Origin of the sequence: Chitinophaga sp. HK235, from assembly GCF_018255755.1 — a bacterium.
Lineage (GTDB): Bacteria > Bacteroidota > Bacteroidia > Chitinophagales > Chitinophagaceae > Chitinophaga.
This window is the reverse complement of the sequence record NZ_CP073766.1, coordinates 1,154,642-1,168,971: the sequence shown is the minus strand read 5'-3', so window position 1 is coordinate 1,168,971 and position 14,330 is coordinate 1,154,642. Positions and strand designations below refer to the sequence as shown.

Below are 14,330 nucleotides of genomic sequence, written 5' to 3'. Positions count from 1 at the left end.
GTGTCTCCGAAACCAGGAGATACCCTTAATGTTTGTTATCATACTGGCAGATCATAACTGCGCAACTGACCCTCACCGGTCGTCAGTAACAGTTTGTCATGCACAATCATTACGTTGATAATATTACTGCTGTAATCAAAGATATAATCCGGGTTGGTAGTAGGATTACCATCCAGGTTATATGCTGTAAATTCAATACCCTCCGGCATTACCTCTGCCTTACAACGTAAATCTTTTCTGTCCAGCAATAACAATCTTCCAAACTGGGAAACTACGAGGATGCTATTATCATCTACAAAGAATACACTGTAGTTGATATTATCCGGTTCAGCGGCAGGGAAATCTTTACTGCCATCGAAAATAGCCACCTGATCCTGCTCCGCTACCCTGGCAATTTCAGGGAAGGAGTAGATTTCTAACGGCCCATCATAATGAGGGGCCATAGCAAACTCTTTTCCGGATGGTGCAAAGTTGCCCATGATCACATTATCACATTGGGTAAGTTCAGTCAGGGAGACGATACCGTCGTTCAGCTGTAACTGCATCAGAATGGTTTCCTCCTGGCCAGCAGCGGCTTCCAGCAGGATAATGTCATTGTCTGGTGTAGCATGAAATGCGTAGGCGTATTGTTGGCTTTCCAGCAGCGGGTAAGAAGCAATTACTTCAAAAGCAGCAACATCCATTACCTGCAGCTCATCTGTATTATTTTCATCACCAGGCAATACATACCAGATCGTTTTATTATCCTTGGCGAAATAACAGGCAGCACCCAGGAACCGGCCCCAGGAGCCATGTTCCGCAGTATGTAATACTGTGGTTCCTTCTGCATCGAGAATGCGTATATCGGTCATGCCCGCAATGGCAATCAGGCGGCCATCAGAAGAGGCAGACAGCTTGCTACTTACATAGTTTGCATTCTGTCCCTGGATGATTTTTTCCCAAACAATCTCAAGTTTGGCATTGAGCTTTGTAATCAGCGGCTGACTCGCAAAGTTCATCAGGATCTCTCCATTCGGCAATGGCACTACGTTCACCGGGTTGGCAGTGAATGTCAGTTTGTTCTTTAACGGCAGGTTTATATGTGGAAATTGACTCATATCTTTTGTTTATACCGGCAAAGGTAATACACAAACAACATTTCTGGCAACCTGCCTCTTCTGTTTTATTTTATTCCTCCACCCACATCCCCGTACGCTTTGCCAGATCAATCTATTAAAACCTGCTGGCCTTCCTGAATTCCAGCGGTGAAATATTCATCTTAGTCTTGAACAACTTAGAAAAAGACTGCGGATATTCAAACCCCAGTTCAAAAGCTATTTCATTTACAGACAGATCTGTCATCATCAGTCTTTCCTTTGCTTTCTCTATGATCTTCTCCTGTATGTGCTGTTGCGTGCTGCTACCAGTAAGCGTTTTGAGCAGACCGCTCAGATAATTGGGTGAAATATTCAGCTGACTGGAAATATCCTTTACTGTGGGTATCCCGTTCTCTTCCAGTGTTTCCTGAGAAAAAGCCATTTCCAGCAATGCTTCCAGCTGTCTTACGATGCCATGGTGGGTAATTTTACGGGTAATGAACTGCCGTTGGTAAAAGCGCTCTGAATATCCCAACAGGGCTTCGATAAGGGGAATAATTATTCCCTGGCTGAATTGATCGATGTTAGTACTATATTCCTGCTCAATATTCTTAAACAATCCGCTAATAGTCTGCTCTTCACCATCAGAGAGGAACAGGGCTTCATTAACCGTATAATCAAAAAACTCGCATTGCCTTATCTTCAACGCGAGAGGATGGTTCCAGAGAAAGTCCGGATGGAGCAGCAGCATCCATCCGGACCGATTCATTTCTTCCACCTGATCGGTATTAAAACTAAATACCTGTCCTGGTGCGATAAAATTCATCACACCTTTATCAAAATCATATTCCTGCTGCCCATACTTCATTTTCAAACAAGCCTGCGTGAACCTGCTCATACCTATAAAATAGAAATCAGTGGACGCCATTATATCTACAGGCTTAGGCAGCATCTTTAATTCGGCAATATTGAGTACACTGATAAGTGGATGTTTTGTATCAGGCAAGCCTTTCAGCCGCAATAGCTCATGAATGCTTTTTATTCTCAGGGGAAGGTTTCCGGCCATAACATTTAGTTTTGATGGTACCAGGTAGCGTACTCCCTGGCAAAATCCCGCAGTTTTCGTTTTCCTAATATAGGTCTGTTAAGGTAATAATCCTTCTGCGCTTTCCCATTGTGCATATTTTCCTGCATTTCTACCAATAATCCGGCAACCTCAGACGATACGCCGGTAGCTTCGAGCGCTTGTTTTACCTGTTCTCCGGGAAATGCTATCCATTGGAGGTGGGGTATTCCAATGGCTTCTCCTACAATTTGTGCCGCTTGTGTGCAGGTAAGCTCCTCGCTGGCCACGTATAACACTTTCAAGCCTGCAGCTGCCGGGGTATTGATCTCTTCCGCGATAGCAGCAGCGATGTCTTCAGGAGCCGAAAAAGCTATCAGATCTTCTCCGCCATAATTGGATACAATCATGCCCTGGTGCCGGATCATATCCTTCAGGTGATAGAAATTAGTGTAAAAAGGTCCTGGTCGCACAAAGGTAACAGACACGTCTTTAAGGGTCTCAAAATTTTTCTCCGGTTGGATGGAATTCAGCAGGTGCGAGACCCACCCGGAGAGCACGATTACACGCTTTATCCCTGTTTCCTTGATAGCCTGGATATAATTATCCATGTTTCCGTTCCATGCGTCCAGGTCTCGTGCTGCGAAATCCAGTGGGTTCATACAATAAACAACATCTGCCCCCGTAAAGGTCTTGATAAGAAAAGGCAGGTCCTGGATACTACCAATAGCGGGTTGAGCGCCTATGGCCTGTATCCGGACCTGTTTATTGGGATCTGTACTGATGAGGGTAATCTGGTGACCTTCCTTCACCAGTATTTCAACGAGCGGGTTACTGATATTCCCGAGCGAGCCGGTAAGTACGATTTTCATTTTTCCAAGAATTTAATGTACACAAAATTCCCTCGCAGTGGCGGGGGAAAAGTGTTCAGATCTCAGAATGTTGTATGAAAATGTATTAAAAAATAAAAGTCCGCCCTTTTTTTAAAAGTCCATGTATGATGCTGATCTAGTGGGTTTCTCCAATCAACTCAGGCTGACCATTGGAACGGATTTCCAGCTTTACATCGGCGCCGTTTTCACCTGAATATTTCCCATCGAAAATAATTTCATTCATACCATTGGATAAAACCGGTAAAGGTTGATTCAATTCAATGGTTTGCAGCAGTTGCCATTGACGATTGTATAATCTTACAGTTTTGCCGTCAGATTTCAGGATCTGGTTTCTCTTCAGGCTCACCGGCAATACCAATGCATTCTGCTGATTGATGGCTAATGATATCTGATCGAAGGTTACATCCGGATCATAGTCCTTCCCGGCAGCCAGGGTAATAATAAAGGAAATGGGTTGGGCAGTTGCCGGATTATTGAACTTAAATGTTGAAAAAACAGGCTCTCCTGGCTGTTTTAGCTGTTGAGTATGTTTGAAGTATGCATTGTACACCGGTGTTAATTTATACCCATTATTGCCGGATGTCTCCAGATGGAATTCATGCTTTAAACTCCGCATTTGTTCTTTCTGTGCTTCGCTGAAAATGTTTTTCATACGGGCTTGCTCCCATATCTTTATCAATCCCAGCAACTCATTTTTCATTCCGTGTTTATGCAACGTTTCCAGACTGGTAGCCAGTCCAAAGCCGGCGTTATAGCCGGCACCCAGAGCCAGCATCCATTCTATGTCTTCCGGTGTTGTTTCAGGACGCAGGCTGAACCATCCCAGCATGGAAGGCATCAGATTACGACGGAAAAACTGCTGGTTCCTGAGGCGTAATTGCAGCTGGCTTTCCCTGAAGCCTGCATACCAGGGCTCACCCCAGTTCATCCGGGTGTAAATATGCCAGAAGTAGTGGCCGGGCATGCTGGCATCATTAATAACTTTTCCCTTCAGTTCGGGTTTAAGATTATCGTACCATGTTTTGGTAAACAGTTGCCTGGCATATTGTCCCATGCCGGAAGACCAGCAGCCTTCGAGCCCATCGAAAGATATCTGCATCAGGCCTGTCTCATTAAAAAGGCGTGCAATGGTTTTCGACATTTCCTCCTGTAGTGCATAATTGGTAAGGAATACTTTATAAGGATGATCAAACAGCTTGGCTATCGTATCATTTTGCTGATGTGCTACTGCGGAGGTGCCAAAGGCGCCGCGCTGACAATCGAGCAGTTTCCATGGTGCAGCCGCGGATACAGTTCCATAACGTATAATTTCATTTCCAATGACAACGGACTTCAACGTATTATTTTGAAACTGATTAAAGAATGTTGGGTTCTCGATCCCAATCTCCTTTGTATTGGCGTCGATAGCGGCGCTGAGGCGCGAATAACCCACTTTGGCCAACCGGTGATCTGGTATCGGAGTTACGTAAGGGTCGTTGGTGGTAATGAAGTTGGATAATGTATGTACACCCAATCGTATTCCTTTGGCCTTGGCTGTTTCAACGCACTGCTTCATACTGGCCCAGTTCTGTGGAAATGCTTTGGTATGCAGTTTAAAATGTCCCCAGTTCTCAAAAGGATCGCCATGATAAAGGAAACGAAGGCCTGCCTGTTTGGTTGCCTCCATTGCTTCCTGCAGGTTGTCAACGCCAAAGTCCATGATCAGGTACGATTCGGAAGCGTGCGAAGCCTGCTTTCCCCATACACCATCCAGCAATGGATGCGGCAATCCTTCGGCGATTTCAATCTGCGAAATGGTCGGCAGTACATCTGCGTTAGCTACTCCGAAAAGCGCGATCTTACTGCCAATAACCCCGCCATCATTGAATGTGGGAGCCAGGTAAGCGGTATTTCCCCAGTTTTCAATAACGCGGTCCTTGTGGCGGTTGCGGCAATACGCTTGTAACACAGATCCGTAAGCAGTAGGGCGCGCTACGTCTCCCCTAAACAATTGCTTGTTCATGTCATCTTCCTTTACATCCACTTTGTTGCCGCCTTCAAATACATCATACGAAGGTTCTATATCACTTTCTGTATTTGGGTAACCGCCTAGTGTTTTTACATTCAGCGCCTGGATACCAATGGCAAATTCTCTGCTACGGACAACCCCGACTACTTCACCTATAGTGTCTGCTATGATAGTAGGATAGGGCCCCCACAGCACCAGATCCACATTTTCAGGCATGGTCAATTTTATTAGTTCAAAACTGATGTAATTGTCGTTACACTGCACTTTTACTTTTGCCTCCACGCCAATCTGCGGATAAGATAACACCAGCTCCGAGTTTTTTGCTTTCCAGGCACAGCTCCGGGGAGCGTGAATTTCCCCGTCTTTTTTTATGCTCATCAGTGCGGTGGCCTTGTCTGCAAACAGGAACTCTTTTTGAAGTGCAATACTCTTCATACTGGTCATCTTTCCGGATGCATCCAGCTGAAGGCTCCATTGTTTTGTTTTGAAATTTATCTGCGCGGTAGCTGGCAACGTGGTTATTACCGTCAAGACAACCAAAAAAAGCAGCAGATGTGTGATGAGACGTCTGTTTTTCATTTCGATATTTTACATTGGTAAGGGAATGTACTTCCTATGCGAACATACAAATGTTGGAATTTTAACCCTGGTATACTAATGTCGTTTTATCCTTTTCTACCTTTATTTTTGCCCGGCTGACGTGAGGAAATAGGATTGGTACCATGGTTGTTGCGCCTGATCGCCGCAGCCCGGTTAATTTTAGCAAAGAAACGGTTAACATCGGTGCCAATCCCCATAACAACAATCAATATATTCATATTGCTAAATTATTACCTTCACCCAATCCAATTACGATGAAGAAACAATGCGAAAAAAAATTGACGCTGAGCAAAATCACCGTTGCCGGCTTAAGTAAACCTGATCGGTCAAATGTAGCGATAAAAGGATCTGCCAATTGTGTGTTTACATGGAGACCGCCTTGTGTCACCGATATTAATTAATAATTCAGTCAGTAAAGAATTATCTGGCTGCTAATACCTTTGCTGATGCACAGCTGGCCGCCAGTAGTTAAAAAGCCTTCAAGTCTTTGGACTTGAAGGCTTTTTTGTCAGACTATATTGTAAGGTAATTAAAGTGCCCATCTGATAACCTGAAGGAGGCTTATTTTGAAAGACAGGCCTTTATCAGGAGATTACCATCCGTGAGGACATGCTACTGTGCAGGTTCCGGAAGCACATGGATCAGGTGGCGCAGTAGGAGGGCCGACAGGACCGGTAGTCCTGGAGGTAGGGCTTGTAGGAGCACCGGGGGCGGAGTCACCACCCAGAATGAATTGAGCTCCATTTGGACTTAACTGGGCAACTTTGATCATCTTCAGACTTAATTTTTTTACTGTCTTCTTTTTCATGCTAATAGGTGTTATATACTTTGATTAAATGATAAAACAATGGTAAGGGCATTCGATATTGTTGTTGTAAATACTGCAAAGCATGCCTGTGTCAGACATGGCGGGGTTATGGCGTATTGCGGTGTGCTTTCATATTATTACCCTGATATCAGGTGATAATGTGGATGCGATGACGTGGTCTTACACGAAAAGCAAGGCGGCATAAGCAGGTAATACAAATGTGCCATATTAAAGATGGATACATTGGATAGAAATTATCAGATTATATACAAATCTTAACCATTTAACACGAAGTTATTTTGATCATACCATAGCTGAAGAGTGTTTTAAAATGTTAAGGGCCGGTGCTTCAAATTGCTGTCTTAGTCTTCTTCTATTACCGCCCTAATACTTTTTTAGCCATACACAAATGATTATCGGTTGCATTTTGTGGCCGCAACAGCCCAATAGCCTTTGTGCTGCAGTTGCCTATGGAATTTTAAGTGTATCAGTAACAATTATACTTTTCCACCAGGGCTGCTGTATCGTAGCAATGAGGGGTTGTAGTTTAATGATCATTTTCCCACTCTTCAAATTTAGCTAGTTATGAAAATCTGCCCTTTGATTATCACTGTATTTCTGTGCCTGTTATGCTGGTCGCGCACTTCGGCCAGCTACAAATCAGCAAATCGAACGAGCGCACCGTTTGCCGTCGACACATCTGTTTCCTCACTGATCAGCAGTGCGGAATGGGATGTACTATTTCCTCACCGTTTTAATCCGGACGATCGCACTGGCGCCGGGACGTTGCCCACCAGTCTGGCCAAGGATTTTTACTCCTACAACAACTTCGTGGAAGCTGTACGGCGTATGTCTAACATTAAAGTACTGCTGGAAAGACGCTGTGGTACTGATTATTACCGGATCACCCGTACTGATAAGACCACGGGTGTCACCACAGTGATCAGAACTGATCCCGGTTTCAATGATCCTACCTGGAACGGGCTTGCCATTATTACACAGGTGCTGGACTACGGCACATTTGTGAGCGAAGGCGATGTTAATGCCCGGAAAAGGGAGCTGGTAGCCTTCCTGGCCAACATATCCCAGGAAACAACCGGAGGCTGGCCCACAGCACCAGGCGGGCAATACGCCTGGGGATTGTATTTCCGCGAAGAACAAGGTTACGAAGGAACCAACAACATCGGTTACCGGGATGAGACCAATACCATGTACCCTCCCGCACCGGGAAAATCGTATCATGGCAGGGGGCCTATTCAGCTCAGCTACAACTACAACTATGGCCAGGCCAGTGAGCTGATATTCGGCGACAAAAACGTATTGCTGGCCAACCCTGAAAAAGTGATACAGGATGGCGCTATAGCCTTCGAAACGGGTATCTGGTTCTGGATGGCTCCTCAGTATCCCAAACCGTCGTGCCATGATGTAATGATTCCAGGCAAATGGACACCCACACCAGCCCAACAAGCCGTCGGCATCAAGCCAGGATTTGGTGCTACCGTTAATATCATTAATGGTGGTATCGAATGCGGCAGCGGACAGGAAAATACCAAAGCGCTGAGCCGTATCGCACACTACCAGCGCTATGCCACCATCAAGCAGGTAAGCCTGGAACTTAACGGTGGTAATAATACTGCCAACTGCGGATGCGCCAGTATGTCCAGATTCACCGTTGACAATGGAGAATGTGCCAGCCTTACATCTATCCGTTTCCTGCAACCCGCCAATGGAATCCTTTCCACTACATCATTAGGCCCGGTTACCCTGGCCGTTACCAAAAATGATCCCCGCAATGAGATCAGTAAAATCCAGATCACTGTAAATGGCCAGCTTTTCAATGATTCTGTTATACAATGGACGCCACCTGCATACAGTAAATATACTGCAACGGCCAGGGGTATACGAAATGGACTGGATACAGTTATCACTACCGTAAGTTTTGCAGTATGGAACAGCCGTACATTTGAAGGTTGCGCCAATCTCCCGCAGTGGCAAGCCTCCCAGAACTACACTACTGCAGGAAATATTGTACTCTATAACAACAATATTTACCGCAATAAGTGGTGGGCAGGCAGTGCCAGCGTACCTGGCAGCAGCGACACCTGGGAACTGCTGGGCGCCTGTACCAGCGGCCCACGGACTGATACCGGCTGTAGTGGTATTGCCGAATGGATATCATCTAAAGCCTATTCTTCCGGCGACCAGGCTGTTTATAAAAACAAAATCTATAAAGCTAACTGGTGGACTCAAAACAATCAACCCGACCTGAACAGCGGAGCAGGACAGCCCTGGACATACATACGGGATTGTGGGGCCACAGCAGCCATCAGTCAGGCTGTCAACAATGCGGTAGTGTATCCCAATCCTGTTACCGGTAATGTGCTGAATGTGAAATTCTCCGCACCGGCAGGAGGAAAATTCTATCTGTCAATCCTCCATAGTACTACATTAGAGCGTATAAAACAGGTGTATTATGTAGCATCTCATGATGGATCCCATACCGTACAGCTGGATGTAAGCCGTCTTCCGACCGGCTCCTGGATACTTCAGATCAGTGGTGATGGCAGCAAAAGGAACAGTGCCGTTACCTTTATAAAAAATTAAACCTGACAAAGCCGTTAACAGCCCTGCATCCCGGTATCACACCGAATGCAGGGCTGCCGGTTTTTTACAAATAAAGAGTGGAGAATATGTGAGACTACCCCGAAAAGGCTGGGAAATGCATATGGATTTTCTACATTTGCAGGGAGTGATTTTTGATGCATTACCGATAATACCTTTCAATGGAAATAGATTTTTTTCAAACAATTTACAATCATCCTCTCATCAAACAGGATGATTATGAAGAGATCCGAAAAGCACATACCAGGATTCAATTTCCGGGCGGAACGCTACTGTTGGAAAGTGGTAAAACTGCCAAGGAATTTTATATCATTGAAAAAGGTTTGTCAAGGTCATTCCTTTATGATTATAATGGCAATGAAATAACTACTGAGTATTATTGCCCAAAAGAGATACTAATAGAATCTTTTTCACTGTTTCACAGAATGCCGTCAATGGAAAATTTTCAAGCGATATCAGACGTTACCGCCTGGAGAATAGAATATGATATTTTTCAGAAGTTACTTGGTGAAGTGGAAGGGCTGAGAGAGTGGGGAAGAACATGGGCAACAAGTCAGTTATTTCTTTTGAAACAGCGCTCCATCAGTACATTGACAACCAGTGCTACTGACAGATACCTCAATCTAATAAAAGAAAGACCTCAGATTATTATCCAGTCTCCATTAAAATATATTGCCTCTTATTTAGGTATTACTGATACTTCATTAAGCAGAATCCGGAGAGAAATTTCCTGTGAATAGTATTTCTTGCCATATGGCAAGTCTGCTTTTTATTATTGGGGCTAGTTTTGCTGTGTTAAATAACTTTAAAGCAGAACAAAATGAAAAATGCAGTGAATTGGTTTGAGATTTATACTTCAAACTTTGAAAGAGCAAAGAAATTTTACACGGCCGTACTTCAATGTGAATTAACGGATATACCTGTAGATAATGAAAGACATTCGCAAATGAAATATGCGGCTTTTCCTGGTGATCAGATGAATGGAGGGGCAGGTGGTGCCTTGGTGAAGCTGGATGTGGCAAAGCCCGGTATCGGTGGTACCCTGGTGTACTTTCATTCCGAAGATATCAATACGGAATTGAGCCGTGTAGAAGCCGCCGGGGGTAAAATTATCCGTCCTAAACAAGAGATAGGCGATTTCGGGTTTATCGCCTTAATTGAAGATACAGAAGGAAATATGGTGGGTTTACGCTCAGGAAAGTAATGCCGGTCGATATTCAGCGGCAGCCACTTTCTTGTTTAAAATATTTGTTGCATTTTTGCCGCCTGAAATATTCATTTATTTATGTTAAAGTACCTATACCTGGCTAGTTTGCTATTTGTAGCCCTATGTCTTAAAGCAGCCCCTGTACGTGATTCTGCCGAAATTTACCAACAGCAGATGGACAAATTGGTGGACTCTATCCGCAAAGCCCAAAAGTATGAAACCGGTCTTATTCAACTCCCCGGAGGGAGGGCGGAGATCAAAATCCCTGCAGGGTTTAAGTTCCTGAATAAGGAACAGAGTAAGTTTGTCTTAACTAGGTTGTGGGGCAATCCGGAGTCCAGTGCGGCGAATGCACTTGGTATGATCTTCCCCGAAAAGTCAGATCCCTTCACCGATAGCAGCTATGCTTTCGTGGTGGAATACGAAGATGTCGGCTACGTAAAAGATGATGATGCCGAAAAAATCGATTACAATGAAATGTTGAAAAACTTGCAGAAAGATGAGAAGGAGGAAAATGAACAACGTTTAAAAGAAGGTTATCCAGGCATTCATCTGGTAGGATGGGCTCAGACACCTTACTACGACAAGAAAAACAAAGTATTGCACTGGGCTAAGGAAATCCATTTCGGTGATCAGGATGGCACTAATACGCTTAACTACCAGATCCGTATTTTGGGTCGTCATGGCATCCTGTCGCTGAATGCGGTATGTACCATGCGTGAACTGCCCCTGGTAAAGGCAGATATTGATAAAGTATTGCACATGGCTACTTTCACGGAGGGTAATACCTACTTCGATTTTGATCCGAAGATTGATAATGTGGCGGCATGGACTATTGGTGGACTGGTAGCCGGCAAGGTACTCGCTAAAGTGGGATTCTTCGCCATCATCGCAAAGTTCCTGGCGGCCGGCTGGAAATTTATTCTTCTGGGATTCGTTGCACTGATGGGATTTGTAAAAAGATTATTCGGTCGTAAGAAAGAAGAAAAGCAACTGGAAGGCGATACTACGGTAACGCATACAGACGAACCTACATCAACATTATAATCGATCAAATCATATTACTAATGTAGAAGTGATATCGGTATCCGGTATCACTTCTGCATTTATACAGGTCTTATCCATCATTAACCACTGTTATGGCATATAGGCGTCAAGGTAGTTGTAGAACGATTGTTTGAAAGCTGCGAGGTCAAATTTTTTTGGAACTTTTCGCGAGGCAGCTATTAATTCAATATTTTCCCTGAAGATTTCTTTGTAATACTTGAACAGCTCGTCTTTATTAAGTTTTGCAATAATATTGTAATCTATATTTCTTGTTATGTACAGAGATTGCGTTTTAGTACTGTAGGCTAGGTTTTTTTCACTGCTTTCGAAATAAGAGGTGGCTTGGCCATCAAATTTGAAGATCCCAAAACGGAAACAAACCTCTGTAAGTCCTTGTCCAAATTGTTTGTGAGCAAGCTTATTGGTAAGATAGGACTGAAGTTTTTGTAAATCGAATTTAAAGTTTTTCCTGTGGATTTGCCCTGGTAAAGATATCATAGTCAATGTGACACTGCATATCCCAGCCGGATTCCAGGCGGCTATCCGATTGCCTGGAGTAATCGATGGAAGGCTCGATATAAATAGTAAAGCTCAACAATGTTTTTTTATTATAAGGCAAATAGCGAAGATATTCCCCAAGCATCTCTTCTGCTTTTGTTGCATATTTTTCATCGTGTTGAGAGAGCGGGAGAAATATTCTTGTCCAGAAGCCCTTGTAACCGCGAATATTGTAGTAGGATGTTGACATGAATGGAAGGTACAGATTTTTGTTATTGTTTTCCAAATGCTTCACGTTGATACAGCCATACATTATCGCATTAAAAAAGCCTGACGAAGAGAACGCCAGGCTTTTTGTTAAACTTTCCGCTTCATGCTCAAATGTCCGCCAAGCGTGTTTCTGGTGCTGCCACTGCGAACGTGGCAGGGTATAATTTCCGGAACATGGTATAGGTCACGCTAACGATGGTGAAAGCGATAATCGCGTCTATGGTGGCGGGAAAGCCCAGCACGGCAATTTTGGAGAAGAAAGCAAAAAGGATGTCAAAGAAAATACCGGCAAATACCCATTCCTTCAGGCGGAGCAGCCTGTTGGGTACCAGCAGTACTCCGATTCCGGTGAGTTTAAATACGCCAAGGATATAAATGAAATGTGAAGGATAACCCAGTTGTTGCGTGATCTCCCATACAATGGGATTACGGGTCAGCTCGAAGAATCCGCTGGCGCCAAACCATAAGGATAAAAGAGATGCGCCGGTCCAGTAAGTGATGAGAGTGGATTTCTGTGTCATGGTCAATGTGTTTTAGGTGATTGATGACACAAAATTGGGGAATAGTGACCAGGTACGCCAACTGCATTCCGGGGAAGTGGACATAATAGGGGCTCAACAGGACATCCGGGAAGGTGAGTATTCCGGAATCATTGTTTTTTCGTGACGATCTTACGATAGGCTTTGCCCCATTTTATCATTTCAGTGATGATGCTGCCAAAGGTGCGGCAATGTTCGGTAGGCTCGTACTCTACCAGTACAGGGGAAGCATCGTATACAGTGCGCTTCACCAGCTTGTTCATCTCCATTTCCTTCAGCTCCTTCGATAGCATGCGGGTGGTGATACCGGGAATGCTGCGCTCTATTTCCCGAAAGCGGCGGTTGCCGGCACAAATGGAGTTAATGATCGGGAGACGCCATTTGCCGCCGATAAAGTATAGGGTGTCCTGCAAAGCGCGGAGTTCTTCTGGTTGGTTTCTGTGCATGATCGGTAGTGTTGATTGGTATACTTCGTGATACTGGTTACAAATGTATACCATTTTGCTAATACCTTTGACATAAAATATTCAATCATGAAAAAATTCAGTAACAAAGTAGCGATAGTAACCGGAGGCAACAGCGGCATTGGATATGCAACAGCATCGGCTCTGGTGGATCTGGGAGCCACCGTGATCGTGACCGGCCGCAGGAAGGAAGCGATCGAAAAAGCCGCCGCGGAGATTGGCGCCGTACCTATCGTGGCGGACCAGTCCAGTATAAAAGATACCGAGGCGCTGGTGGCGCATGTAAAGCAGGACTATGGCAAGGTAGATATTCTGTTTATCAACGCCGGGATAGTAGGCGACAGTACGTTGATTGAGAATGCTGAGGAAGTGAATTTCGACAATGTAATGGATATCAACTTTAAGGGCGCCTATTTCACCCTTAGTAAGTTTATCCCGGTGCTGGCAGAAGAAGCATCGGTAGTGATACTGTCGTCCATTGTGGCCAGTACTTATAAACCACATAGTTCGATCTACCAGGCTAGCAAGGCGGCTTTGAACTCCATTGCGAAAACGGCTGCGGCGGAGCTGGCACCCAGGAAGATACGGGTGAATATTGTGAGTCCTGGCCCTACCCGTACTGCGGTGTTGAGCAAGAACGGGCTGGATGCGGCTTCAGCTGATGCCTTGTTCGATAAATTGTCTGCTGAAAACATCCCGCTTCGTAAAGTAGGGACACCGCATGATGTGGCGAAACTAGTGGTTTACCTCAGCGATGATGCCGCTTCCTATATTACCGGCAGCGAATTCGTTATCGACGGCGGCATAACGTTGTAATTTCAAGTGAATCAAGCCTGGTTTATATCCAACCAAGGTAACCGACACTGAATGTGTTTATAGCACAAAAAAACGGTAGTCTGCCAGGAGGAAGCTTACAAAGCACATCAAAAGAGCAAAGCCGCATTATCCATTCGGACAATGCGGCCGTGGAAAACAACGTTTTACCGACCCACTATGCTGCTGTAACGCAGAACTGGCATATGTGACCTCCGGGAGGGATGGTCGCGCAGGTGTCAGCATTGGAAGGGCAGTCGATGATTCTGGTAATCGTAGGGAGACCACCAGCGATCTGTTGTTGCTGGCTTGCGTTCAGGGTTGCCACGGTAGATTTACCGAGGATCAGTTTTTTCTGGAGAGATACTTGTTTCTTTTTCATGGTTATTGTTTTAGTGGATATTTTGGGCAATAACATACCA

General features: G+C 44.7%; 15 protein-coding genes. 5 read left to right on the top strand and 10 right to left on the bottom strand.

Annotated elements, in window-relative coordinates:
• Nucleotides 1-38: 38 nt before the first annotated feature.
• The 6 genes from KD145_RS03760 to KD145_RS03735 all read right to left on the bottom strand — a co-directional run bounded on the left by KD145_RS03760 (nt 39) and on the right by KD145_RS03735 (nt 6,448).
• Nucleotides 39-1,097 (bottom strand): hypothetical protein, encoded by a 1,059-nt coding sequence (locus tag KD145_RS03760; RefSeq protein ID WP_212004574.1) that lies wholly within the window; start codon nt 1,095-1,097, stop codon nt 39-41.
• 115 nt (nt 1,098-1,212) lie between these two features.
• Complete coding sequence (locus KD145_RS03755; protein WP_212004573.1) at nt 1,213-2,142, bottom strand: AraC family transcriptional regulator; 930 nt, start codon at nt 2,140-2,142, stop codon at nt 1,213-1,215.
• A 5-nt stretch (nt 2,143-2,147) separates the two neighbouring features.
• Complete coding sequence (locus tag KD145_RS03750; RefSeq protein ID WP_212004572.1) at nt 2,148-3,011, bottom strand: NmrA family NAD(P)-binding protein; 864 nt, start codon at nt 3,009-3,011, stop codon at nt 2,148-2,150.
• Nucleotides 3,012-3,147: 136 nt separating this feature from the next.
• Complete coding sequence (locus KD145_RS03745) at nt 3,148-5,619, bottom strand: hypothetical protein (protein ID WP_212004571.1); 2,472 nt, start codon at nt 5,617-5,619, stop codon at nt 3,148-3,150.
• Nucleotides 5,620-5,705: 86 nt separating this feature from the next.
• Nucleotides 5,706-5,858 (bottom strand): hypothetical protein, encoded by a 153-nt coding sequence (locus KD145_RS03740; RefSeq protein ID WP_212004570.1) that lies wholly within the window; start codon nt 5,856-5,858, stop codon nt 5,706-5,708.
• Between the two features lie 374 nt (nt 5,859-6,232).
• Nucleotides 6,233-6,448 carry a hypothetical protein gene (locus KD145_RS03735; protein WP_212004569.1) on the bottom strand — a complete coding sequence of 72 codons (216 nt, stop codon included), beginning with the start codon at nt 6,446-6,448 and terminating at the stop codon, nt 6,233-6,235.
• 585 nt (nt 6,449-7,033) lie between these two features.
• On the opposite strand from KD145_RS03735, the gene KD145_RS03730 reads away from it, so the two are divergent.
• From KD145_RS03730 to KD145_RS03715, 4 genes are all read left to right on the top strand, one after another.
• Complete coding sequence (locus KD145_RS03730) at nt 7,034-9,052, top strand: glycoside hydrolase family 19 protein (RefSeq protein WP_212004568.1); 2,019 nt, start codon at nt 7,034-7,036, stop codon at nt 9,050-9,052.
• A gap of 179 nt (nt 9,053-9,231) precedes the next feature.
• On the top strand, nt 9,232-9,810 hold the full coding sequence (locus tag KD145_RS03725) for a Crp/Fnr family transcriptional regulator (RefSeq protein WP_212004567.1): 579 nt from the start codon (nt 9,232-9,234) through the stop codon (nt 9,808-9,810).
• A gap of 80 nt (nt 9,811-9,890) precedes the next feature.
• The gene (locus KD145_RS03720) at nt 9,891-10,274 is read left to right on the top strand and encodes a VOC family protein (RefSeq protein ID WP_212004566.1); all 384 of its coding nucleotides are present in this window, start codon (nt 9,891-9,893) and stop codon (nt 10,272-10,274) included.
• 81 nt (nt 10,275-10,355) lie between these two features.
• Nucleotides 10,356-11,324 (top strand): DUF2167 domain-containing protein, encoded by a 969-nt coding sequence (locus KD145_RS03715; RefSeq protein WP_212004565.1) that lies wholly within the window; start codon nt 10,356-10,358, stop codon nt 11,322-11,324.
• Between the two features lie 457 nt (nt 11,325-11,781).
• On the opposite strand, the gene KD145_RS03710 is transcribed toward KD145_RS03715, so the two are convergent.
• The 3 genes from KD145_RS03710 to KD145_RS03700 form a co-directional block, all read right to left on the bottom strand.
• Nucleotides 11,782-12,072 carry a hypothetical protein gene (locus tag KD145_RS03710; protein ID WP_212004564.1) on the bottom strand — a complete coding sequence of 97 codons (291 nt, stop codon included), beginning with the start codon at nt 12,070-12,072 and terminating at the stop codon, nt 11,782-11,784.
• 127 nt (nt 12,073-12,199) lie between these two features.
• Nucleotides 12,200-12,613, bottom strand: a complete 414-nt coding sequence (locus tag KD145_RS03705) for a DoxX family protein (protein ID WP_212004563.1) — start codon at nt 12,611-12,613, stop codon at nt 12,200-12,202.
• 128 nt (nt 12,614-12,741) lie between these two features.
• Nucleotides 12,742-13,077, bottom strand: coding sequence for a helix-turn-helix domain-containing protein (locus KD145_RS03700; protein WP_249219731.1), 336 nt, complete (start codon nt 13,075-13,077; stop codon nt 12,742-12,744).
• 87 nt (nt 13,078-13,164) lie between these two features.
• Between KD145_RS03700 and KD145_RS03695 the strand changes: the two genes are divergently transcribed.
• The gene (locus tag KD145_RS03695) at nt 13,165-13,911 is read left to right on the top strand and encodes an SDR family oxidoreductase (protein ID WP_212004561.1); all 747 of its coding nucleotides are present in this window, start codon (nt 13,165-13,167) and stop codon (nt 13,909-13,911) included.
• A 175-nt stretch (nt 13,912-14,086) separates the two neighbouring features.
• Here the strand turns inward: KD145_RS03695 and KD145_RS03690 are convergent, their stop codons facing one another.
• Complete coding sequence (locus tag KD145_RS03690) at nt 14,087-14,290, bottom strand: class I lanthipeptide (protein WP_212004560.1); 204 nt, start codon at nt 14,288-14,290, stop codon at nt 14,087-14,089.
• Between the last annotated feature and the right edge of the window lie 40 nt (nt 14,291-14,330).